Annotated in this window: 15 protein-coding genes; 3 read left to right on the top strand and 12 right to left on the bottom strand. The window is 38.9% G+C overall.

Annotated features, from left to right (window positions below):
- The first annotated feature begins 204 nt into the window (after nucleotides 1-204).
- Entirely contained in the window at nucleotides 205-7,335 is a 7,131-nt protein-coding gene (locus ACNART_RS04445) for an Ig-like domain-containing protein (protein WP_416303448.1), read from the top strand.
- A 50-nt stretch (nucleotides 7,336-7,385) separates the two neighbouring features.
- On the opposite strand, the gene ACNART_RS04440 is transcribed toward ACNART_RS04445, so the two are convergent.
- From ACNART_RS04440 to ribF, 9 genes are all read right to left on the bottom strand, one after another.
- On the bottom strand, nucleotides 7,386-7,712 hold the full coding sequence (locus tag ACNART_RS04440) for a Hok/Gef family protein (RefSeq protein WP_409281765.1): 327 nt from the start codon (nucleotides 7,710-7,712) through the stop codon (nucleotides 7,386-7,388).
- Between the two features lie 478 nt (nucleotides 7,713-8,190).
- Nucleotides 8,191-11,418 (bottom strand): carbamoyl-phosphate synthase large subunit, encoded by a 3,228-nt coding sequence (gene carB / locus ACNART_RS04435; RefSeq protein WP_368887535.1) that lies wholly within the window; start codon nucleotides 11,416-11,418, stop codon nucleotides 8,191-8,193.
- 17 nt (nucleotides 11,419-11,435) lie between these two features.
- The gene (gene carA / locus ACNART_RS04430; RefSeq protein ID WP_198632076.1) at nucleotides 11,436-12,599 is read right to left on the bottom strand and encodes a glutamine-hydrolyzing carbamoyl-phosphate synthase small subunit; all 1,164 of its coding nucleotides are present in this window, start codon (nucleotides 12,597-12,599) and stop codon (nucleotides 11,436-11,438) included.
- Between the two features lie 435 nt (nucleotides 12,600-13,034).
- A complete protein-coding gene (gene dapB / locus ACNART_RS04425; protein WP_198619314.1) occupies nucleotides 13,035-13,856 on the bottom strand; it encodes a 4-hydroxy-tetrahydrodipicolinate reductase in 822 nt (273 codons plus the stop codon).
- 233 nt (nucleotides 13,857-14,089) lie between these two features.
- Complete coding sequence (ispH, locus tag ACNART_RS04420; RefSeq protein WP_109371829.1) at nucleotides 14,090-15,043, bottom strand: 4-hydroxy-3-methylbut-2-enyl diphosphate reductase; 954 nt, start codon at nucleotides 15,041-15,043, stop codon at nucleotides 14,090-14,092.
- The gene (gene fkpB, locus ACNART_RS04415; protein ID WP_075673711.1) at nucleotides 15,024-15,494 is read right to left on the bottom strand and encodes an FKBP-type peptidyl-prolyl cis-trans isomerase; all 471 of its coding nucleotides are present in this window, start codon (nucleotides 15,492-15,494) and stop codon (nucleotides 15,024-15,026) included. The genes ispH and fkpB overlap by 20 nt, the downstream gene beginning before the upstream one ends.
- A 69-nt stretch (nucleotides 15,495-15,563) precedes the next feature.
- Nucleotides 15,564-16,079: a signal peptidase II gene (gene lspA, locus ACNART_RS04410; RefSeq protein WP_109371833.1), complete on the bottom strand. Its 516-nt coding sequence runs from the start codon at nucleotides 16,077-16,079 to the stop codon at nucleotides 15,564-15,566.
- 3 nt (nucleotides 16,080-16,082) lie between these two features.
- The gene (gene ileS / locus ACNART_RS04405; protein WP_198632075.1) at nucleotides 16,083-18,893 is read right to left on the bottom strand and encodes an isoleucine--tRNA ligase; all 2,811 of its coding nucleotides are present in this window, start codon (nucleotides 18,891-18,893) and stop codon (nucleotides 16,083-16,085) included.
- Between the two features lie 29 nt (nucleotides 18,894-18,922).
- Entirely contained in the window at nucleotides 18,923-19,864 is a 942-nt protein-coding gene (gene ribF, locus ACNART_RS04400; RefSeq protein ID WP_151434253.1) for a bifunctional riboflavin kinase/FAD synthetase, read from the bottom strand.
- Between the two features lie 431 nt (nucleotides 19,865-20,295).
- On the opposite strand from ribF, the gene rpsT reads away from it, so the two are divergent.
- Entirely contained in the window at nucleotides 20,296-20,556 is a 261-nt protein-coding gene (rpsT, locus tag ACNART_RS04395) for a 30S ribosomal protein S20 (RefSeq protein WP_004248964.1), read from the top strand.
- Between the two features lie 72 nt (nucleotides 20,557-20,628).
- Here rpsT and nhaR read toward each other — a convergent pair whose 3' ends face one another.
- Nucleotides 20,629-21,549 carry a transcriptional activator NhaR gene (gene nhaR / locus ACNART_RS04390; RefSeq protein ID WP_196532344.1) on the bottom strand — a complete coding sequence of 307 codons (921 nt, stop codon included), beginning with the start codon at nucleotides 21,547-21,549 and terminating at the stop codon, nucleotides 20,629-20,631.
- 190 nt (nucleotides 21,550-21,739) lie between these two features.
- Complete coding sequence (gene nhaA, locus ACNART_RS04385; protein ID WP_196532345.1) at nucleotides 21,740-22,918, bottom strand: Na+/H+ antiporter NhaA; 1,179 nt, start codon at nucleotides 22,916-22,918, stop codon at nucleotides 21,740-21,742.
- A 455-nt stretch (nucleotides 22,919-23,373) separates the two neighbouring features.
- Between nhaA and ACNART_RS04380 the strand changes: the two genes are divergently transcribed.
- Entirely contained in the window at nucleotides 23,374-24,219 is an 846-nt protein-coding gene (locus ACNART_RS04380; RefSeq protein ID WP_368927411.1) for an EamA family transporter, read from the top strand.
- Between the two features lie 74 nt (nucleotides 24,220-24,293).
- Here ACNART_RS04380 and dnaJ read toward each other — a convergent pair whose 3' ends face one another.
- Entirely contained in the window at nucleotides 24,294-25,433 is a 1,140-nt protein-coding gene (gene dnaJ / locus ACNART_RS04375) for a molecular chaperone DnaJ (RefSeq protein ID WP_196532347.1), read from the bottom strand.
- Between the last annotated feature and the right edge of the window lie 46 nt (nucleotides 25,434-25,479).

The raw sequence follows: 25,479 nt of genomic DNA, 5'->3' as shown, positions 1-25,479 counted from the left end.
GAATAAAAAAGCCAATAGTATTTATTTCTATTGGCTTTTTTATACCTAAAATTCCCTTTCAATTTTTATTTCTAAACTTATTTTATTTTTTTGATCATTTATTTTTATATATTGAATAATTAATTAATTCAAGTTCACTTTCTGATATCTAAAACATCTATAAATACGAGAATCTCATCATTATTTGTTACGGTGAGTTTAAAAATGACAAAATTTAAAAGTGGACTAACGCCTCAACTCTCTTCTATTACAAAGAAAGTTGCTTGGTTTAATATTTTTATTCAACTGGCATTTCCTATCTCAGCAACCCTTCCAGCCAATGTATTTGCTAATGGAAACAGCCAAGAAAAACAGGCTATTAATTTATTAAAAAAACAGAAAACTTATCAGGTTAAAGTAGGAGATACACCTGAATCTATCGCTAAGCAATTTAATATAAAATTATTTAAACTTATAGAAGCTAATCCTGATTATGTCTCTTTAGTGGGTAAATTAAAAATAAAGGCGGGCATGACACTTAATATCCCCGATGAGCCTTTATTAACAAAAAAATGGCTAAATAATAATCAAGATATTCCGTTCCCTTCAACTAACGGGCAAGAACTGGCACAGATTATTGTCGATAATTCATCTTTATTAAATAGAGATACTGATGCAACTCAATACGCAATAAGCCGAGTTTCAAGTAAAGCCAATCAACAAATAGAACAGTGGCTTAATCAATTTGGCCATGCTCGTGTGTCACTTTCTACTGATAAAAATTTCACATTAGAAAATAGCTCAGCAGATCTCTTGATCCCATTATACGATCAAGAAAAAAACTTAGTTTTCTCTCAAACCAGTTATCACCGTAAAGATTCTCGTAGCCAATTAAACCAAGGGATTGGTTACCGGCATTTTACTGATAAATTTATGGTGGGTCTTAATGCCTTTTATGACTATGACTTAAGTCGCTATCACAGTCGCTTTGGTGTGGGTGCCGAAGTGTGGCGAGATTACTTTAAACTGAGTGCAAACCACTATCATCGCTTATCCAACTGGCGCACTTCCGATGATGTCATGGATTATAATGAACGCCCTGCAAATGGTTGGGATATTAGAACCGAGGGCTATCTACCTGCTTATCCGCAATTAGGTGCAAAGCTTATTTTTGAGCAATATTATGGTAAAGAAGTTGGTTTATTTGGCAAAGATAATCGCCAAGAAAATCCCCACGCTTATACTGCGGGATTAACTTATACACCAGTGCCTTTAATTACCTTTGGCGCTGAACGTCGTTTTGGTTTAAATGACAATAGTGATAATAAATTTGACGTAAATATCCAGTATCGCCTTGGTGAATCAATCGCTTCACAGCTCAATTCAGATAATGTGCGAGCAATGCGTTTAATGTCGGGAAATCGCTATGATTTTGTTGATAGAAATAATGACATTGTTTTGGAATATAAAAAGAAAACCTTAGTCTTCCTTTCAATGAATCCAACCCTTAACGGTTACGCAAAAGAAGAAAAAGATTTAGGTGTACAAGTTCGTTCAAAATATCCCGTTAAACAGATTGAGTGGTCAGCAAGTCGCTTAATCGCCAATGGGGGTAAAATTAATCATAATAATAATCTTAACTACTCGATAATCCTTCCTCGTCATATTTCAGGTTCAGCTGAAAAAAACAGCTACATAATAAGTGCTGTTGCTATTGATGAACAAGGTAATCGTTCTGATCCCGTACAAAGTCAAATTATAGTTGATCAATCCGCTATCAATACACAAAATAGCCAATTTACGCCGAAAGCCACACAACTGCCCGCAGACAATTACTCTGCACAAAATCTGACTTTATCAATTTTAGATAATGATAATCTTCCTGTTGATATCAATCTCAAAGAACTCTCACTACAGGTTCAATCTGATAACCCTACCAGTAGTAGCAAAGTTTCCAATTTCAACCGAATAGATACAGGGAAATATCAAATCACTGTCACCGCGGGAAGTTCTCCTGAAATTGTGACATTAACACCTAAATTTAGGGATAACACATTTAATAAAGCACAAGTCACTTTTGTCGCTGATACACATTCCGCCATTATTGCAAAAGGGGGATTAACCGTAATCAAAAATAATGCCCCTGCTGATGGTAAAAGCCAAAATAAAATACAAGTTATTGTGACTGATATTAATGCGAATAGAATTCCTAACTATCCAGTCTCATTTACTGCCGATAATGGCGCAACGATAATCAAGCAAACCAATACAGACTCAGACGGTAAAATCATTGTTCCTATTACCAATACCCATATTGGTAAAAGTATGATTGGTGTTAGCGTTAAAAAAATCACCTATTCAACCAATGTTGATTTTATTGCCGATATTAACTCAGCAAAAATAAATACCTTTACCATCAATCCAAACAGTTCATTCGCTAATGGAAAAGATGAAAAACATATTGCTTTCAATGTTATTGATAAAAACAATAATCCTGTTCCCAACGCTAAAATACAATTATCTGCTGATAACCAAGCCCTGCTCAAAGAAACTGAATTATTGACTGATAATCAAGGTAATGCATCAACAACGATGACCAGCCAAATATCAGGCACAACCACTGTAAGTGCATTAGTTAATAAAATAGTCACCAAAAAGACAACGCAATTTATTGCCGATCTATCCAACGGTAAAATTATTTCATTAACGCCATCGGCAAAACCTTATATTGCTGATGGTAAAACAGCAGTAACCTTTACCGCGGTCGTTGAAGATAACAATCACAACATCTTGCCAAATGCAAAAGTCATTTGGTCGACTAATCGTGACCAACAGATTGTTTCTATTAATGAAGTTTCAACCACCAATAACCAAGGTATCGCTCAAACTACAGTGACCAGTACTCAAGCCTTTGATGTTATTGTTACTGCCAGTATCAGTAATGGGTCACTGGATGCATCACCTATTACTTTTATTGCTGATAACCAGAAAGGTTTAATTACCTTAACCGCTAATAAAACCCAATTGATTGCGGATAATAAAGAGCAAGCCATATTAACCGCAGTTGTAAAAGATAAATTCGGCAATAAATTACCTAACGTTACCGTCAATTGGGATATTAACGGTGGAACAGCAAATCAAAAAGAGACAAAAACTAACCAACAAGGTGAAACAGCTATTTCGATTAATACCGCTCAAGCGGGAACTATTACCGCCATTGCTTCACTTAAAAATGGGAATAAAGCACAGACCACAATAAACGCCATTTCTGATCCAAAGAGTGCAACAATTTCTTTATCGGCTAATAATAAAACAGAAGCCATTGCTGATGATAATGACACTATTACCGTCACAGCACATGTCGTTGATGCTAATAATAATCCGTTAATCCAACAATCTGTTTTTTGGAATGCATCACCAAATCATCCTAATAAAGAGATAGTAAAAACAGATATTCATGGTAATGCTCAAGTCGAAATAAAAGGAAAAATAGCACAGGCAATAACATTAACTGGCCGTCTAAATAATAATCAAAGTGCATCAATTAATCTTTTATTTAAACCTGGGAAAGTAGATAAAGCCCATAGCTACTTTAAATTAGATCCGCAAACCATCGTGGCTAATGGACAAAGTATCTCTATTGGTACTATCGAATTAAAAGACCAATTTGATAACCCAGTTCCTAAACAAGAAAAATATATCAGTCTTAGTGGCAATAATCCCACTATTACATTCAGTAATGTTATTGATAAAAATAACGGACTTTATCAATTTGAGGTTAAAGGAAAAAAAGAAGGTATTAGTGAGATAACAGCAAAATATGGTGCAGCAAATCCATTTGTATTAACACAACCTCTTGGTTTTGTTGCCGACACGCAAAATGCCATTATTCAATCTGTAAACGTCATTGCGCCTTATACTGTCACTGCAAATGGGAAAGATAGTGTCGTTATTAAAGCCCATATTGTAGATAAGCAAGGCAACCCAAGCATGGAAGGCATTACGGTAGGTTGGCAAACATCATTAGGTCAACTTTCACCATTACCAATTAGTAAAACAGATAAAAATGGGGTTGCAGAGATTGCGCTGGCAAGCACACAAGCAGGTGTAGCAAAAGTCACTGCTATGCTAGATGCGCAAGAGTTTCTTGAAGCTGATCATGACATTGTCTTTACAACGGATGTCATATCCCCAACGCACTCAACACTTGCTCTTTCCCCTTCCATTATTACAGCGGGGGATGGTACTCGGACTTATGATCAATCCGAAATTACGGTCATTGCAAAAGACAATCAAGGGAATTTACTCCCTGGATTGAAAGATGATATTAAACTTCAATATTCTACTCAGCTTAATATTAAAGAGAGTAAATTTACCGAGAGCAGCACAGGTGTTTATAAAGCCACAATCAGTGCACAAAAAATGGGTACAACGCAAATTCATGCCATCATTAGCGGTGTCACCTTAACTCAATCGGTTTCATTGACCGTTATTCCAGATAATATCAGTGCCAAAGTGCGTGATATTGTTATCAGTGATCTAACGCCTAAAGCCGGAGACACTATCACCTATACCGCTTATTTAATTGATAAATATGATAATCCAGTCAGTAAAGATACGCCTGTCACATGGACATCTGACAATGTCAGTGTCTTAAGCTCTGCATTGACTTTTACAGATGATAAAGGCGTTACCCAAACAAAATTAACACGAGGGCCTGCTGGGTTAGCTAAAGTTAATGTGGTTTTAAAATCAGGTATTTATCACGCTAAAGATGTTAACTTTGTCGCGGATGATGTTGATGAAAACCGTTCAGAAATCACATTAATCCCAGCGAATATCGTAGCTAATGGTAAAGAAAAAGCCCTATTGAGTTTAATCATTAAAGATAAAGGCGGTAATATTCTGCCAGATCAACAAGTGAAAGGAATATCGGATAACCCAACCATTGTATTTAGCCCAGCGAAACAAGTCTCTCCTGGCCATTATGAAATTGAAGCAACGGGAAAAAAATCAGGCTCAGCGCAGTTAAGTGTCAATATCAATGGCGTTGATTTTAAAAAGCAAAAAACCTTACAACTTCGTGCCGATGCAACAACATGGCAAGTAAAATCTGTTGATGTGGATAGAACGAGCATAATTGCAGGTGATAAAGGCGTTAATTATCAAGCAACTATTGTTGATGCTAATGATAATATTTTGCCAAACGTTATTGTGTCATGGAAATTACAAGGTTTAGCTGATGATTATGATTTTAGTACCTATACAGATGCTAAAGGTGTCGCAAGAACCAAAGTAACTAGCCATGTTGCGGGTATCATCAAGATGAGTGCTTATCTTGATTTAAGCAACTATAAGCCAATTCAAGATGTGACTGTGCTCCCTGCGGATATTGATGCTAATAAGTCAACACTGACAACAAGTCGCCAGTCTATTGGCGGCGATGATAAAGACGAAGCTATTTTAACAGCAAAATTAGTTGATAAATATGACAACACGATTGATGGCAAAACGGTTAGCTTAACAGCCACAACGGGTACTGCGCATTTTAGTGATAATCCATTAAAACCATTAGGAAATGGTCAATATCAAACCAAACTAACTTCTAATGTTAAAACAGATATTACATTAGCCGCAGAAGCTGAAGGGATCGCTGTTGCTAAACCCGTTATTATTAAAGTCACTATTCCTAAACCTGATATTATTTTTGACAAACAAATCCAACAAGAAACCTACGCTTCAGCACCAATCAGCGCACTAGGTTATACAGGATTACCTAATAATATTAATATGATGTGGTCTAGTTCCGATCCGACTATTGCCTCTATTGATACAACTAGCGGTCGTATTTCGATGAAAAAAGCGGGTACTGCAGTTATCACATTACAAACATCAGGTAATGATCAATATCAACCAGCGCAAAGTAGTTATCCTTTAGTCATTGAAAAAGCGAAGCCTATTTTGCAATTAGCGTCATCGGGTACGATTAAATCGGTATGGAATGATGGAGTAGTGCATAACGTTAACGCCACTTTTGGCAATACAGACGTAAAAAATATTCCTTTGTATTATATCAGTGATGATCAACGTGTAGCCACTGTTGATACACTAGGCAGTATTACAGAAGTAAAACCAGGCAAAACGAAAATACACATCAAAAGTGATGCGACTGATCAATTTCTAGCAGATGCAGTGGCAGTGGATTACGAGCAAGGTAAAGGAACACTCCAAATCACTTTTGCACAAAAAGACATTATTTTATCTGAAATGGATACTAATATTGATGTACAACAACCAACAATTCCATTGCCTAAAGAAGCTCTAGGTACCTGGTCAGCAAAAGATCCTAATATTGTAGCAATAAAAGAAAGTGGGGTTATTGTTAAAGTCAATCCAGGTAAAACAGATATCATTTTGACATCAAAAGAAAATGATTACTTTCATCAATCTCAAGGTTCTTATTCTGTCGATGTCAGAAAAGTACCTCATATCACTATTAACTCAGTAACACGAAGGGTTGATAACAATAAAAAGGCACAAATCATACCTCATGATAATATATCGATAAATTGGACTCCTGTTTATGAAGATGATTCGTTAACTTTTTCTTGGTTACCGCCAGATACAGCAGCAAGTGATTATGCAGTTAATCTTGAATTATGGGATGGAAATCAAAAAACCAGTCAAATCCTTGCTTATGACCAAAATCAGCTTCTTGGTAGACCCAACATCACTAGCTCATTTAAGCTTGATAAAAATTTATTTAAAAGTACTCAACTTAAAATCAAAGTCATTGTGTTTGACATTCACGATCATGATCCAAGTACAAATATAGGTAGACAATATGCGGTTTATTATCCACTAGATGTAAAACCGATCCATCCTAGGTATATGGATTTAGAATTAAACGGCTCTATTTCATTTATTAATACTAATAATGCTAGTGTGCCGAGAAATTCATGTAGAATGAGTAAATTGGATGATATAGTTCATGTTATTGCAAGGCCGATGTTTACATTAGGAAACCACGCAAGTGATTTCTTTGAGCCAGTCACGGTATCTCACAAACTTATTGATATACAAGGCGATTCTACTCGAGATTCAGTCGATTACAACGATGAAGATACTTATACATCTATAATTGAGAACCAACGTTTCCCATCTAATAGTCATTCACTGGCAATAGAAGAAGAATGTTGGGGGAGTGGTGCCGGTGCTTCTGCCCATCATGGTAATGCAACGTTAATTACCTCTGTCACTATCGCAGGTAAAACATATGAGTTTAAACAACATGTTAATTGGGATGGAGATGGTAATCCATCACAAAATAATATAACGAAAATTAGCCAACTTTAGTTAAAATCATTCGATTAACCATAAAGAGCCTCTCGAGGCTCTTTATTAATTTAAAGCTGTTTTTCTAATGTATCGCTTAATATCATCATTCCTGCGCCTCCTAAGAAAAATCCCCCCATTACCCCCACAATTTGGATCGCATTGATTTCAGATAATAGGGTGCTTGTACCAAAACTCTGACAACTTGAAGAAAAAATTGGGAGGGAGAAAACCTCCCCCCAACCAAGCCATTTATTACACATCAAAATAGCTTGAACGACTGTGTTTCCATTACTAATGTTAAGTGAACATAATCGTTCGCCTACAATTATTGTAAAACATAGAACAGTCACACAGATAACCGTAATGCCAAATAAGGTTATTTTCGTCAATTTCATTGACTCCTTTCGGAAAAGGAGACAGAATCAAGTTGTTGATGTTTGAGTCTGTCCTCGGATTTTATGAAAATAGAATTCGGGGCTTTTCTCTTTTTGGCTCTTACAAAATGCTTGAACCAAAATGATCCAAGCACCCGCCAATATAGTAACAGAAATTTCTCTATTCCCTATACCTTATCCGTAGTAAATAACAAATTTAAATCAATTAAAACAATATGTTACTCAACATCGTAAAATAATTTCCTCTTGACTCAAGCGACAAAAAAAGACAAAATCAACCCGCTAAAACAAAGAAATTAACTTGTTTTATTTTCTTGACTCCTTACTTGAAAAAAAGATCCGCACCCATCTCTTTGTTTTGCACTCGCCCCAAATAAATTTATTTGGGGCTATCTTTTTTATATCAAATAGAAAAATAAAAAATCCCGAATACAAGTCTCCTCATATTCGGGATCATTATTACAACAATAAGTAAATCTTAAGATTTACTTATCTTTTTATGCATTTCTTGAACTGAGATAACACTTTCTGTAGGGTCCGCTGTTAATGACAGCGTTGTCGCAAATCCGCCATTTAATGTCGTGTCATAATGGACTTTATATCTTAATGCACTACGACGAATAATTTTAGAATCTTCAATGGCTTGGCGACCTGAAGTGGTATTGACAATATAGTCATACTCACCATTTTTAATTCTATCTTCAATATGCGGTCGTCCTTCATGAACTTTATTCACTAAACGTGGATTTATTCCCGCCTCACCTAACACTATAGCAGTGCCATGTGTCGCATCTAACTCAAATCCACTTTTTAGCAATTTAGTTGCTAAATCAACAACTCGCTTTTTATCACCAGCACGCACAGAAAGAAGCGCTCTGCCTTTTTTCTTCATGGTAGAACTGCTGCCTAACATCGCTTTAGCAAAGGCTTGAGCAAAGGTTGCACCGACGCCCATCACTTCACCTGTTGAACGCATTTCAGGCCCTAAAATCGGATCAACACCTGCAAACTTATTGAAAGGTAAAACCACCTCTTTTACAGAGTAATAAGGTGGAATAACTTCCTTTGTAACTCCCTGCTCTTCAAGGCTTTGACCAATCATGACACGCGCAGCGACTTTCGCTAATGGCACACCTGTGGCTTTTGAGACAAAAGGAACAGTACGAGCAGCACGAGGATTGACTTCGATAAGATAAACATCATTACCTTTCACCGCAAATTGTACGTTCATTAGCCCTTTGACTCCAAGCTCAAACGCAAGTGCGCGTACTTGTTTACGCATCACATCTTGAATTTCTTGGCTTAGGGTATAAGCAGGCAATGAGCAAGCGGAGTCACCAGAGTGAACACCCGCTTGTTCGATATGCTCCATAATGCCACCAATCACGACTTGTTGACCGTCACAAACCGCATCAACATCGACTTCAATCGCATCATCAAGAAAACGGTCTAACAACACGGGAGCATCGTTTGACACACTAACCGCAGTTTGGAAATAGCGACGTAAATCAACTTCGTCATAAACAATTTCCATTGCGCGTCCACCAAGTACATAAGAAGGACGAACCACCAGCGGATAACCAATCAATTGTGCTTTTTCTACAGCCTCTTCTAACGCGGTTACAGTGGCATTTTCAGGCTGTTTAAGCTCTAATTTATCCACTGCTTTTTGGAAACGTTCACGATCTTCTGCTTTATCGATAGCATCAGGGCTTGTACCAATAACTGGCACGCCTTCAGCTTCTAGCGCTCTGGCTAGTTTTAGCGGAGTTTGTCCGCCGTATTGCACAATCACCCCTTTCGGTTTTTCAATTCGTACAATTTCAAGTACATCTTCTAATGTGACAGGTTCAAAATAGAGTCTGTCAGAGGTGTCGTAATCTGTTGAAACCGTTTCTGGGTTACAGTTCACCATAATGGTTTCGTAACCGTCTTCACGCAGTGCTAGTGCCGCATGAACACAACAATAATCAAATTCAATTCCTTGACCAATACGGTTTGGCCCTCCACCTAAAATCATCACTTTTGGCTTATCTTGATGAGGGTTCGCCTCACACTCTTCTTCATAAGTCGAGTACATATAAGCGGTATCGGTGGCAAATTCTGCGGCACAAGTATCAACACGCTTATAGACAGGATGGAGTTGATATTGCTCACGTAATTGGCGAATAGCCTGTTCTTTTACATTGAGTACCTTAGCTAAACGCGCATCAGCAAAGCCTTTACGTTTTAACTGGCGTAAAAAATCTGCGGTTAAGCCTTTTAAGCCCACTTTTGCCACTTTTTCTTCAAGACGTACAATTTCTTCAATTTGCACTAAGAACCAGCGGTCAATATTAGTCAGATTAAACACGCCATCGACCGATAACCCTGCGCGGAAAGCATCTGCGATATACCAAATTCGGTCAGAACCCGCTTCTTTTAGTTCACGACGAATTTTCGTTAATGCTTCAGGATCATCTAAGTCAACTTTAGGATCAAAACCTGTTGCGCCAACTTCAAGACCACGTAACGCTTTTTGCATCGACTCTTGCTGTGTTCTACCTATCGCCATGACTTCCCCGACAGATTTCATTTGTGTTGTTAATCTGTCATTGGTTCCCGCAAACTTTTCAAAGTTAAAGCGAGGAATTTTTGTCACAACATAATCAATAGAAGGTTCGAAAGAAGCTGGCGTTCTCCCTCCAGTGATATCATTCATTAGCTCATCAAGGGTATAACCCACGGCTAATTTAGCGGCGATCTTTGCAATTGGGAAACCTGTTGCTTTAGATGCAAGCGCTGATGAACGAGAAACTCGAGGGTTCATTTCGATAACAATCAAGCGCCCGGTTTTAGGATCAACGGCAAACTGAACATTCGAACCGCCAGTTTCAACACCTATCTCACGTAATACTGCCATCGAGGCATTACGCATAATTTGATATTCTTTGTCGGTCAGTGTTTGTGCAGGTGCAACAGTGATGGAATCACCCGTATGAATGCCCATGGCATCAAAGTTTTCAATGGAGCAGACGATAATACAGTTGTCGTTTTTATCGCGTACCACTTCCATTTCATACTCTTTCCAACCAATTAATGATTCATCAATTAACAGTTCATTAGTGGGTGATAAATCTAAGCCTCGCGTACAGATTTCTTCAAATTCTTCACGATTATAGGCGATCCCGCCCCCGGTTCCGCCCATCGTGAATGAAGGGCGAATAATACAAGGGAAACCGACTTGTTCAGCAACGGCAAAAGCTTCTTCAAGATTATGAGCGATACCAGAACGAGCAGTATCTAAACCAATTTTTTTCATCGCTTTATCAAAGCGTTGTCTATCTTCTGCTTTATCAATTGCATCGGCTGTTGCACCAATCATGGTAACGCCAAATTCAGCCAAAACACCTTGGCGCTCTAACTCTAGCGCACAGTTCAGGGCTGTTTGCCCGCCCATTGTCGGTAACACTGCATCAGGACGCTCTTTTTCAATAATTTTTCTCACAACTTGCCAGTGAATAGGCTCGATGTACGTTGCATCGGCCATTTCAGGATCGGTCATAATGGTTGCAGGATTTGAATTTACCAAAACAACTCGATATCCCTCTTCACGTAGGGCTTTACATGCTTGAGCGCCTGAATAGTCAAATTCACACGCTTGTCCGATAACAATAGGCCCAGCACCTAAAATCAGGATTGTTTTGATATCTGTTCTTTTAGCCATTTTCTTTCGCTCCTGATTTATTTTGTTGTCACTGATTGCAGGTTTTGACGATATTGCGCGATAAGCTCGATAAAGTGATCAAAAAGAGGTGCCGCATCATGAGGGCCAGGACTGGCTTCTGGGTGGCCTTGGAAACTGAATGCAGGTTTATCTGTACGATGAATACCTTGTAAAGAACCATCAAATAGAGATTTATGTGTCACACGTAAATTGGCAGGAAGAGAGGTTTCATCAACGGCAAATCCATGATTTTGCGCTGTGATCATCACCGTATTTTTATCTAAATCTTTAACAGGATGATTACCACCGTGGTGACCAAATTTCATTTTGATGGTTTTTGCACCGCTAGCTAATGCTAATAGCTGATGCCCTAAACAAATACCAAATACCGGAATATCAGTGGTTAAAAAGGTTTGAATGGCGTTAATGGCATAATCACAGGGCTCTGGATCTCCGGGGCCATTCGAAAGGAAAATACCATCTGGCGAAAGGGCTAAAACATCTTGAGCTGACGTTTGAGCAGGTACAACAGTAACGCGACATCCTCTATCCACCAGCATACGTAAAATATTACGTTTTACACCGAAATCATACGCCACAATATGCAATGGCAACTCAGTCGCTAATTTAGCTTCTGGTAATTCATTCTCTAGCGTCCAACTTCCTTGAGTCCACTGGTAAGGCTGTTTCACTGTCACCGTTTTTGCTAAGTCCATTCCTTTTAAACCAGGAAATGATCTGGCCTTTTCGAGAGCTTGTTGAGCATCAAGATGATTGCCTGCGATAATGCAACCGTTTTGCGCGCCTTTTTCTCTCAGCAAGCGCGTTAACTTACGTGTATCAATATCCGCAATCGCAACAATGTTATGACGTTTAAGATAATCAGATAACGTTTCTTCAGCACGATAGTTGCTCATCACTAATGGCAAGTCGCGAATAATTAAGCCTTGAGCATGGATTGTTTCTGATTCTTCGTCTGAACGATTAACGCCGGTATTGCCAATGTGGGGATAAGTGAGAGTAACAATTTGTTGGGAGTAAGAAGGGTCGGTTAATATTTCTTGGTAACCGGTCATTGAAGTATTAAAAACGACTTCACCGATGGCGGCGCCTTCTGCGCCAATCGACTTGCCGTGGAATTCGGTCCCATCTTCTAGAACCAGTATAGCTGATTTAATCAAAACGCCCTCCAGAGAATAATAAATCACATTTCATGCATATTAATTCAGATTTAAGACTCTAAATCAATGCCAAAAACATAAAATTGGGCAAATTTTTGGCAAATTGGGCGCATTCTAAAGATCGAACGAGGAGATGTCTAGAAAAAACACCTTTTTAATTAAAAAAATATCAGTCATTAGCAATTTAGTTAGCCAAGTGACAATTTATATAATCAATCTTACAAATTTAACCGTTTGCTTACCAAGATAATTTTAAATTAGAGTTTAAATAGGAAAAATAGATGATTTATTCTTTTTAGAGAGAAAAAAACAGAGAAAAAATAGAGATAAGATATAAAAATAAACCTTATAAAATAATTTATAAAACAAACATAAAAAAAACTCATAATTATAAAAATAGTTATGAGTTTTCAATAAATTACATTTTTTTAAAAACTACAAATTTTCCAATGAAAGAACATCCTTCATATTATAAAGACCCGTTTTTTTGGATTTTAACCAAATAGCAGCCTTAACTGCGCCATTTGCAAATGTCATTCGGCTAGAAGCCTTGTGGCTTATCTCTACACGCTCACCAATATCGGCAAAAATTGCAGTATGTTCTCCCACAATATCACCTGCACGAATAGTGGCAAAACCAATGCTTTGAGGATCTCGCTCTCCAGTATGTCCTACACGTTCATAAACTGCGCACTCTTTAAGATCACGGCCTAACGCATCTGCAATAGATTCTCCCATTGCTAATGCTGTGCCTGATGGTGCATCAACTTTATGACGATGGTGCGCTTCTACAATTTCAATATCACTGTAAGAACCCATCACTTTCGCTGCTTTTTCAAGTAATTTAAGCACCAAGTTAACACCAACACTAAAGTTAGCAGCAAACACTATTGGGATCATTTTGGCGGCATTTTCAATGGCTTTTTTACCTTCATCATCAAAGCCTGTCGTACCAATAATCATGCCTTTTTTCTGTTCTACGCAAAATGCAATATGAGAAAGCGTGCCTTCAGGGCGTGTAAAATCAATTAACACATCAAATTCACTCGCTTGAGACAGCAAGTTATCGGTGATTGTGACACCAATATGCCCAATACCCGCTAATTCTCCAGCATCAGCACCAATCAATGAAGAATTAGTACGCTCAAAAGCAGCACCTAAAACGGTTCCTTCTTGTTGAGAAATTGCCTGAATTAATTGGCGCCCCATACGACCACCCGCACCAACAACGGCAAGACGAAGTTCTTTTGCAGACATAACTCAATTTCTCCTTAACAATACTTATTGTCTCTATTTATTGTTTACAGATTAACGATGTCATCCACTTGATGCCAGCATTTAACGTTCGAGATAAGAAAAACACACAAAACCGTAGTCATTATCAGTAAAAGAGATGAACAGCATGATTATTCATTTAACTTTACTTTATACATAAAAAAAGCAGAGTCATTCACTCTGCTTTTTAAATTCACTATCACATTTAAGTGAGATTATTCGATAACTTTATAATCTAGGCGAAGCTCTTTAGGCACTTCAAAAACAATATTTTCTTCACGCCCTGATAATTCAATTACGTCATCAGCACCAAAGGTTTTTAAACGTTCTAATACTTGTTGAACCAAAATATCTGGTGCTGAAGCCCCTGCTGTAACGCCAACAATATTTGCATTAGCCACCCATGACTCATCAATATCTTCAAAGCTATCGATCAGATAAGAAGGCTTACCTGCACGCTGTGCAAGCTCCGCTAAGCGATTAGAGTTTGATGAGTTCTTAGAGCCAACGACAAATACAACATCCGCTTTTTCAGCAAGCTCTCTTGCGGCTTCTTGGCGATTGGTTGTTGCGTAGCAGATATCATCTTTGCGAGGCCCAATAATTTTGGGGAAGCGTGCATTTAAAGCATCAATCACTTCAGATGTATCATCAACAGAAAGCGTTGTTTGGGTCATAAAGCAAAGATTATCTTCATCTTTGACTTCTAATTTCCACACATCAGCAGGCGACTCAACTAAATACATTCCCCCCTCAGGGTTGTTGTATTGCCCCATAGTGCCTTCAACTTCAGGGTGTCCTGCATGACCTATTAAGATAGCTTCTTTGCCTTTACGGCTCGCTCTTGCCACTTCCATATGCACTTTGGTTACGAGTGGACAAGTTGCATCATAAAGCATTGTTAAATTACGTGAGCGAGCTTCTTGACGAATAGCTTGAGAAACACCATGAGCTGAAAAAATTAAAATCGCGTTATCGGGTACTTCTGAAATTTCTTCAATAAAGATAGCACCTCGTTCACGTAAGTCGTTAACGACATAGCGGTTATGAACGACCTCGTGACGAACATAAATAGGTGCGCCATAGATTTCCAGAGCGCGGTCAACAATGCTGATAGCTCGGTCAACACCCGCACAAAAGCCTCGTGGGTTAGCCAGCAGTATTTGCATGTGTTGTTTCCTCCTCAGGATTGATGCTGACAACTTCAATATCAAATGTCACTTCTTCTGACGCTAACGGATGATTAAAATCAACAGTTACAGAATCTTCAGTGACATCTCTTACAATGCCTGGCATTTCACTGCCATTCATTGCTGTAAATAGCATGATAGTGCCAGCCTCAGGCACACCAGACTCAGCGAAGTCAGAAGGCATAAAGTATTGGATCAAGTCAGGATTGTATTTACCAAAAAGATGTTCACCTGCAAGCGTAAAAGTTTTTTTATCTCCCGTTGATAATCCCAATAATTCAGCTTCTAAGGCTGGCGATAAACTTTCATCACCTAAACGAAAAAGAGCGGGTTTACCATGCGCTTGTGTAGATTCAGCAACAGAGCCATCTGCTAACTTTAAAGTGAAATTCAGCAACACTGCGCTGTCGTTGAGTACCTGCATAACCATACTAATACCTTCTATTAAGCGTAACCCCCGCCATAAGGCAGGGGTTATTTTAGTTAACTTCTTGTCTGATTACTTTTGCTTTTTTGTATCTTGAGGACTGACATTTTTATCAGGGAAAAAGCTCTCAATAATGATAAGCCCTGCACCGATACAAATCCCCATATCAGCAATATTAAAGGTAGGCCAATGCCAATCTCCAATATAAACATCAAGAAAATCGATGACAAACCCGTGGATCAGACGATCAGAGAGATTACCCAATGCTCCGCCAATAATTAGCGCATAAGCAACGTTACTTAGCTTAGCGCTCGCTTTGTTTTTATACATCATTACCAATAAAGTAATGCAGATTGCCAATGCAATCAGTGCAAAAAACCAACGTTGCCATCCTCCTTTATCTGCTAAAAAGCTAAAGGCAGCACCATAGTTATGGGCGTAAGTGAAGTTGAAAAAAGGCATCACGGCAACAGATTCATACAGACGAAATGTCTGCATGAAATACTGTTTCGTTCCTAAATCCAACACCACTACGGCGACGGCTAGCCATAGCCAGCGTAAACCTGTAGAGCAAAGTGTTTTCTTCATTAATTAAGCAAACTTACGTTCTTCACCGTTACCGGCTACGTTAGTAACACAGCGTCCGCATAATTCAGCGTGTTCCGCTACTTGACCGATATCTGTCGCATAATGCCAGCAACGAGGGCATTTTTCGCCGTCTGCTTTGTTAAAGGCGATTTTTAAACCCGCCATATCAGAAGCTAATGCTGTTTCTGGCGCTTCATTAATATCTGCCACTTTCGCTTGAGAAGTTAATAAAACAAAACGCAATTCGTTACCTAACGCATTTAACTTATCTGCTAAAGCTTTATCTGCATACAGAGTTACTGATGCTTCTAAAGAGCCACGCAGTTGTTTATCTGTGCGTGCTTGCTCTAATACTTTGTTGACTTCACCACGAACGGCAAGTAATTCAGCCCAGTAGTCATCATTTAAGGTTTCTGACGCATCTAAGCCAAATAAATCGGTATACCATTCTTCAGTTAAGACATATTTTGCACGTTCGCCTGGTAACTCATTCCAGATCTCATCTGCTGTGAATGACATAACTGGCGCCATCCAACGAACTAATGCTTCACAGATATGGAATAACGCTGTTTGGCAACTACGACGAGCAACGCTATCGCTTTTCGCAGTGTACTGTCTGTCTTTGATGATATCTAAGTAGAAAGAACCCATTTCTACTGAACAGAACTGCATTAGGCGCTGAATAACATTATGGAAATCGTAATTTTCATAGTGTTTTAAGATATCAGCTTGTGCTGCTTTCGCACGACCTACTGCCCAGCGATCTAACGTAACCATCTCTTCTGGCTTAACTTGGTGTTTTGCAGGATCAAAACCGTTTAAGTTCGCTAAGAAGAAACGTGCAGTATTACGAATACGGCGATAAGTATCAGCCGAGCGTTTTAAGATTTCATCAGATACGGCGATTTCACCAGTGTAATCTGTTGATGCAACCCATAAACGTAGGATATCAGCACCCAGCTTATCCATTACATCTTGTGGACTTACTGTGTTACCGATAGATTTAGACATTTTACGGCCTTGTCCATCTACGGTAAAACCGTGTGTTAAAACTTCACGGTAAGGCGCTTTGCCTTTGATTGCAGTCGAGATCATCAGTGAAGACATAAACCAACCACGATGTTGGTCAGAGCCTTCTAAGTACATATCTGCTGAATTGCCGTGGAATTCAGGACGCGCATCAACCACTGTTGAGTGTGTTGATCCTGAATCGAACCAAACATCCAGTGTATCTGGCGTTTTCATGTAATCGTCAGCTTCATCACCCAACACTTCACGGATATCTAAATCCCACCATGCTTGAATACCGCTGACTTCAACACGTTTTGCGACTTCTTCCATCAACTCTAAAGTACGTGGATGTGGCTCTTGAGTCTCTTTGTGAACAAACAGAGACATTGGCGTGCCCCAAGTACGTTGACGAGAGATACACCAGTCAGGGCGGTTTTCAACCATTGATTCAATACGTGCTTGACCCCAATCAGGGATCCATTTAACACCTTTGATCTCTTTTAATGATTGCTGACGTAAACCGTTTTTATCCATGCCAATAAACCATTGTGGTGTAGCACGGAAAATAACTGGCGTTTTATGTCTCCAGCAACATGGGTAACTGTGTTGCATGGCTTCGTGATGTAACAGAGCACCTTTTTCTTTTAACAGCTCAACAATGACATCATTTGCTTTGAAAACAAAAACGCCATCTAATGCTGGATAAGTGCCCGGCAAGTAACAACCATTAGGCCCAACAGGATTTGCCACTTCTAAACCGTATTTTTGACCGACAACAAAGTCATCAGGGCCGTGGCCTGGTGCAGTATGCACAGCACCTGTACCCGCTTCTAAAGTAACGTGATCACCTAAAATTGCAGGTACATCAAAGCCCATAAATGGATGATTAAAGCGCAATAACTCTAAATCAGCACCTTTGCATTCGCCTAAAACAGCCCAGCTTGTTACGCCAATTCGCTTCATTACGCCTTCAACAAGATCAGCGGCTAAAATCACGCATTCATCGTTAAAAGAGACTAATGCGTAATTAAATTCAGCATTTAATGCGATAGCGCGGTTAGCAGGTAATGTCCACGGTGTTGTTGTCCAGATAACCAAAGAAATAGGCTTATCTGTTACTGCATGGAATTTTGCGGCAACTGCGCTTGGCTCAACGGCGGTGAAACGCACATCAATCGACGGTGAAGTTTTATCGTAATATTCAACTTCAGCTTCTGCCAGCGATGAACCACACGCAGTACACCAGTGAACAGGTTTAGCCCCTTTTAACAGGTGACCATTTGCGATGATACGCGCTAACGCACGAATAGTGTTCGCTTCGGTTTTGTAATCCATAGTGAGATAAGGTTTTTCCCAATCTCCTAGAACACCTAAACGAATAAAATCTTTTTTCTGTGCTTCAATTTGCTCGTAAGCATACTTACGGCATTCCTCGCGGAATTGCGCTGCAGATATTTTCTCTCCTGGTTTACCTACGATTTGTTCAACTTTTAGTTCGATAGGTAATCCGTGACAATCCCATCCTGGAATGTACGGAGAATCAAAGCCTGACAGCCCTTTGGATTTAATAATAATATCTTTGAGAATTTTGTTTACTGAGTGACCAATATGAATATTGCCGTTGGCGTATGGAGGGCCATCGTGCAAAATAAATGTTTTCTTACCACTTTTAGCCTGACGAATTGCTTGATACAAACCTTCTTTGTACCAACGTGATAACATCTCTGGCTCGCGCTTTGCTAAATCCCCGCGCATAGGGAACCCTGTTTCTGGTAAGTTCAGGGTATTTTTATAGTCACTCATTCGATTCTCAGTTCCAATTTTCCGCTAGTTTATGACTCCGACCGCTGCGATAAAAAATCCCTAGCAGTAGCCACATCATCTGCGATTTGCTGCTTCAATGCATCCAATGATGCAAATCGCTGTTCATTACGTAATTTCTTTCGTAACACAACATCAATACGACGTCCATATAAATCCATATTAACGTCGATTAAATGCACTTCTAATTGTACGCCCTTCCCTTGTACAGTAGGACGACTTCCGATATTTGCCACACCGGGTAAAGGTGATTGATTATCTGATAAATAGACATCAACGGCATAAACGCCTTTAACTGGTGCAACTAAGCGTTTCATAGGAATATTGGCTGTCGGAAAACCAATGGTTCTACCCAATTCATTACCATGAACAACACGCCCACAAACGCTGTAAGGGTGTCCTAATAGTGATTCAGCAAGAACTAAATCATCATTGAGCAACGCTTCTCGTACCGCAGTGCTACTGATACGCAATCCTTTATCGCAATAACTTTCAGTATTAGCGACTTCAAATCCATATCTAACACCGGCTTGTTGTAAAAAATGGAAATCACCTTCACGATTTTTGCCAAAGCGAAAATCATCACCAATAGCAAGAAACTTCACCCCTAATTTATTCACCAACAGTGATGAAACAAATTCTTCCGGTGTTTGTGCCGCAAATTGTTTATCAAATTTGACACACAAAAGGTAATCAATACCACATTCAGCTAAATACTTAATCTTGTCTCGTAAACGAGTCAGACGTGCTGGTGCCTTTTCTGGTAAAAAGAACTCAAGTGGCTGAGGCTCAAATGTCATCACAACCGTGGGTAATCCTCGCTGCGATGCCTCTTGCTTCAAGTGTTTCAATAATGCCTGATGGCCTCTATGGACACCATCAAAATTCCCAATTGTCAGAACGCAACCGTGGTGTAGCGCTCTAATATTTTGTATACCGCGAATTAGCTCCATAACTGGCTCAATACCGTGGAAATTATTGGATTATACCTTGTCAAAGGCTTGAGAGTAACCCAATATATCAATGTTTATTGATGAGTAATATCTCGACAAGTCGATTCACTGTTATTCTTAAATTTGATTGCTCACATCAAACAAAAAATGGACTATCACTCACTTCTTGGTTATAAAATCGCATAAAATCAAGCATAGATCCTATTAGAATCTATTATTTATTACTCATATACACGATTTTGATGATTTTTTCACTCAAAAGACTGTATTCTACCCGTCTTAACTGATAAAATCTTGCGCCATCACAACGAAACAAGTGTCGCGTACAACGACGCTAATTTTGTATAAATCCATTGACAAACTTAGGTTGAAAAGGCATATTCCTTCACCTTTGTATTTGTCCTCGCTAGAATATATTTGGGAGTTGGAACTTGGCTAATATCAAATCAGCTAAGAAACGTGCGGTTCAGTCTGAAAAGCGTCGTCAGCACAACGCAAGCCGTCGTTCTATGATGCGTACTTACATCAAAAAAGTATACGCAGCAGTTGCTTCAGGTGATAAAGAAGCAGCACAAAAAGCATTTAATGACATGCAACCAATTGTTGACCGTCAGGCAACTAAAGGCTTAATTCACAAGAATAAAGCTGCACGTCATAAAGCTAATCTGCAAGCACAAATCAAAGCAATGTAATATTGCTTTCTTGTGTTATAAAAAACCGGCTTATGCCGGTTTTTTATTTTCTACTTTTTAACCGCAACCACTTTATGGGTTTACAACGCTCTTTTTATCTCCATTAAAGAGTTCTGAAAAATCAGTATTACAAACACGTTGAACCGCTGGATGTTGGATCATTCTCTCTGCAAAAATCGCGTAGTACTCTTCTTTTACCGTATCAAGCTTCCCAATCTCTTCGATATTACTATGAGCAAAAGTTTCGTCGGTATACAGTGAAGGCGCGACAAAGATAGCATTATAATTTAAGCCGAATGCTTTCATTAATGCCGCATCATCAAACTCACCCAATATTTCTACTTGCAGGTTTTTATTACGTATCCACGTTAATAAATGGCGACCTAACATATATCTACGCCCTGGAATGAGGAGCTTTCGCTCTTCTAAACATTCAGGAAACGGCTTTTCAGGAAGCGGATGACTGCAAAAAAAGCTCATATTACATTCGCCAAGTTTTACAGAGAACAGACCTTCTTGTTGTGACGAATCCACGGGGCAATCTGATAAGATCATATCCAGCTTATGCTGACTTAATTGTTCTAGTAATAGTTCATGAGTAGATTCAAAACAACGCAAATGGATTTGCTCATTATCAATGACAGCCGTTTCTAATACGCGACTGACTAATTGTTTTGATAACGCATCAGCAACACCGACATCAAACAGTAAATTCGACTCACGACTGTAGTTGACGATATCCAGCATTTCTTGGCTGAGCATAAACATTTTATCGGCATAACGAAAAATGAGCTGACCCAATTCTGAAGGAACTAATCCTCTTCCTTGGCGTTTAAATAACTTGCCACCCAATCTTTCTTCTAATGCTTTAATTTGCCCTGTAATTGTCTGAGGTGTCAGATACAGCGCTTGCGCTGCACCCACAACAGAGCCTTCTTTACACACATGCCAAAAATAATAAAGATGGTTAAAATTGAGATGTGACACCCGCATAGTTATCTTCCTTTCAACTTCTGTGCTTCATACACAGACTATGTAATAACGCATTAGTTTGCGATTGGCTTTCCTTGCACCCAATCCTCATAAAAACACCTACGGCACAATACACTGTATTGCACCGTAGGTTTAAATATATAGCTCGGTATTTATTGTGTTGAGAAACTCAAATCCGTAATAAATTTCCCTATATTGACTTTGTCTTTAACTTCGGTAAAACAGAATGAAGTAACAAATATCCCACAACAGCGGCTACTGTTGAACCGACTAAAATACCAAGTTTAGCGTAGGTATTATAAGCTTCATCCGCACCATCGAATGCTAACCCTGCGATAAAGATAGACATAGTAAAACCGATACCACATAGCACAGATACTGCAAATATTTGCTTAAGATTAATCGCATCTGGTAATTTTGCAATGCCTAGTTTTACCGAAACCCAACTAAAGAGGAAAATTCCAATCGGCTTACCTAAAAATAGACCTAACGCGATACCTAACGGTAAGGCAGATAACATGCCATCAAGCGTTACGCCATTTAAAGAAACCCCTGCGTTACTAAATGCAAACAGCGGTAAAATAAAATAGGCAACCCAAGGGTGTAGCACATGCTCTAATTCTTCAGAAGGAGAATCACCTTCTTTATTTCTCAATGGGATAAGGAATCCAACAATCACACCTGCAATCGTTGCATGAATACCTGATTTTAAAATACACACCCACAAGATGAACCCTAGAATTAAATAAGCAGCCGTATTACCCACTTTACGCCAGTTCATTATGCCCAGAGCAATCACGATTAAACCTGCCAAAGCGAGAGGCATTAATGCAATACTCTTTGAATAAAAGAGCGCAATAATGACTATCACACCTAAGTCATCAATGATAGCTAACGCTAACAAAAAGACTTTTAACTCGACAGGAACACGCTTACCCAGTAACGCCATAACCCCCAGTGCAAAAGCAATATCAGTTGCCGCTGGAATTGCCCAACCTTGCTGTCCAATTGCGTCCGCATGATTAAACATCAAATAAATCAATGCGGGTGCTAACATACCACCTACTGCGGCTATCGCAGGGAAAATGGCTCTATCACGCTGAGCCAAAGAGCCTTCTTTTAATTCACGTTTAACTTCCAATCCGACTACTAAGAAAAAGATCGCCATTAAGGCATCATTTACCCAAAGTAATAATGGTTTATCAAGTTCGAATGCACCGAATTTGATCATAATTGGAATAGATAAAAACTCATTATACAAAGCACTTAGAGGTGTATTCGCCATAATCAATGCGATAATAGCAGCAATAATCAGAAGAATACCGCCTGATGCCTCTAATCTCAAAAATTGTCTAATAATTGCCGTCATAATATTAACCTCAAAATTACTAATTTTGTTAATAATATGCTAATTATGAATTCGTAAAAAACAGATTATTTATGGATAATAAATCGATATTTCCGAAACAAAGAGAAAATATCAAGAAAAACAAAGCAAATAATCGTCGTCACTCAACAAAATATAGAAAAAAATAGAATAAAAGCAGATTTATAAAAGTTATTTTTATCATATTGATTTAATAAAACTTTATTTAAAAAACAACAAAAATAAGCATCTAATTTAATAATTAACACCAATCAACAAAATAGATCAAAAGTATCAATTTTTCTTATCTACATAAATAATGCTAATGTTATTCTTCATATTAAAATATACCCCGCAATTATAAATAAAAAGAAAATGTTGCATGTTTCACTATTTAACCATTGTGTTATTGTCCTATAGATAGTGAATACTCTCGTTACATTAAGGTTTCTATCAATATGTCGATTACTGTTTTTATTGCCGTTTTATTTGCTGCTATCTTTCATGCATGTTGGAATGCATTAGTTAAAGTAGGTAGTGATCGATTTTTAGGGATCTCGTTACTGACTTTTTTTTCGGGTGCTGTAACTCTACCCGCCCTGTTTTGGATTGGGCTCCCTGATGCCGGTGCTTGGAAATGGCTTATTCTTTCTGTTTTATTTCATATTGGTTACACACTCTCTTTAAGTCGCTGTTATACCCTAGCTGACTTTAATCAGGTCTACCCTATCTCTCGTGGCAGTGCGCCATTAATGACTGCTTTTCTTGGTTTTTTTCTCTTCCATGAAACACTACCTATTGCTGGGCTCATTGGCATTTTGTTTATCATTTTGGGTATTATCCTTATCTCACGTAGTAGAAAAATAGCAGAGTTTAATTTACGTAAAGATGCACTCTTTTTTGCGCTACTTACCGCATTATTTACCGCAAGTTATACCCTATCTGATGGTAATGGCTCTCGTGTAGGTGAAACACCGTTTGCTTATATTTTATGGCTCTTCTTTTTAAATGGCATCGCAATGTATTTACTTGCTTGGCTTCGTTATCGCCAACATTTAAAAACCAAGATAAAGGATTATTGGAAGCCAGCTTTCTTTGGTGGCGTGATGCAATTGGTAAGTTATGGCATAGTGATATGGGCGATGAGTCATGCCTCTATTGTGCTTGTCGCTGCACTAAGGGAAACCAGCGTGTTATTTGCCATGATCTTATCTGTTTATCTGTTAAAAGAGCAATTTAACCGTAAACAGCTATTGGCGTGTTTAGTGATTTTAGCCGGTATTGTTGCTATCAAGATGGGATAGAACAAAACATAATTCAAATAAAAAAGCCTGATGACAGAATTTATCATCAGGCCTTTTGAAGGTGATAAGAAAAATTATTTGGTTAAATCATCAAAGAATTTTTTCACACCATCTAAGAAGCTTTTAGAACGAGGGGTATTTTTCTCACCACTCTTGCCACCGAATGATTCACCCAGTTGTTGCATTAACTCTTTTTGTTTCTCATTCAGTTTGACGGGTGTTTCAACCACAACGCGACACATTAAGTCACCAATACTACTACTGCGTACTGATTTAACGCCCTTGCCTTTCATGCGGAACATTTTTCCAGTTTGTGTTTCTGCTGGAATTTTAAGTTTCACACGGCCATCAAGTGTTGGGACTTCAATCTCGCCACCTAAAGCAGCAATGGCGAAGTTAATAGGGACTTCACAGTAAAGATTATTGCCATCACGTTCAAAAATATGATGTTGGCGAACATGAACCTGTACGTATAAATCGCCTGCTGGCGCGCCGTTTTCACCTGCTTCACCTTCACCACTTAAGCGAATACGGTCACCAGTATCAACACCGGCTGGAATTTTGACAGACAGCGTTTTAGAGCGTTCAACACGACCATCACCATGACATTTAGAGCAAGGCTCTTTGATCACTTTACCGCGACCATGACAAGTTGGACATGCTTGCTGTACAGTGAAGAAACCTTGACGTAAATGAACCTGACCAGCGCCATGACAAGTAGAACAGGTTTCTGCTGATGTGCCTTCTTTAGCACCGCTACCATGGCATTTGTCACATGTTTCCAGTGTTGGTATACGAATTTCTTTAGTGACGCCACGAACCGCTTCTTCAAGCGTTAGATCCATGTTGTATTGTAAGTCAGAACCACGTGCTGCACGTTGTTGACGACGACCACCGCCAAAAATATCGCCAAATACATCACCAAAGATATCACCAAAGTCAGCACCACCGCCGAAGCCGCCGCCACCTTGACCACCAAATCCACCCTGTTCAAACGCAGCATGACCATATTGATCATAAGCAGCACGTTTTTGAGCATCACTTAAGATCTCATAGGCTTCTTTGATTTCTTTGAATTTTGCTTCTGACTCTTTATCACCTTGATTACGGTCTGGGTGATATTTCATTGCTAAACGCTTATATGCGCGTTTAATTTCTTTTTCGTCGGCAGTTTTACTTAAACCGAGTACTTCGTAAAAATCTCTTTTCGCCATTCTAGATTACCCTTGACATAAGCACACGGGCGTTGAGTTTCCTCGA

Origin of the sequence: Proteus sp. LHD240705, from assembly GCF_047921555.1 — a bacterium.
Taxonomy (GTDB): Bacteria; Pseudomonadota; Gammaproteobacteria; order Enterobacterales; family Enterobacteriaceae; genus Proteus.
Note: the sequence above shows the minus strand (reverse complement) of the source record. Positions and strands in the feature narration are given on the sequence as shown.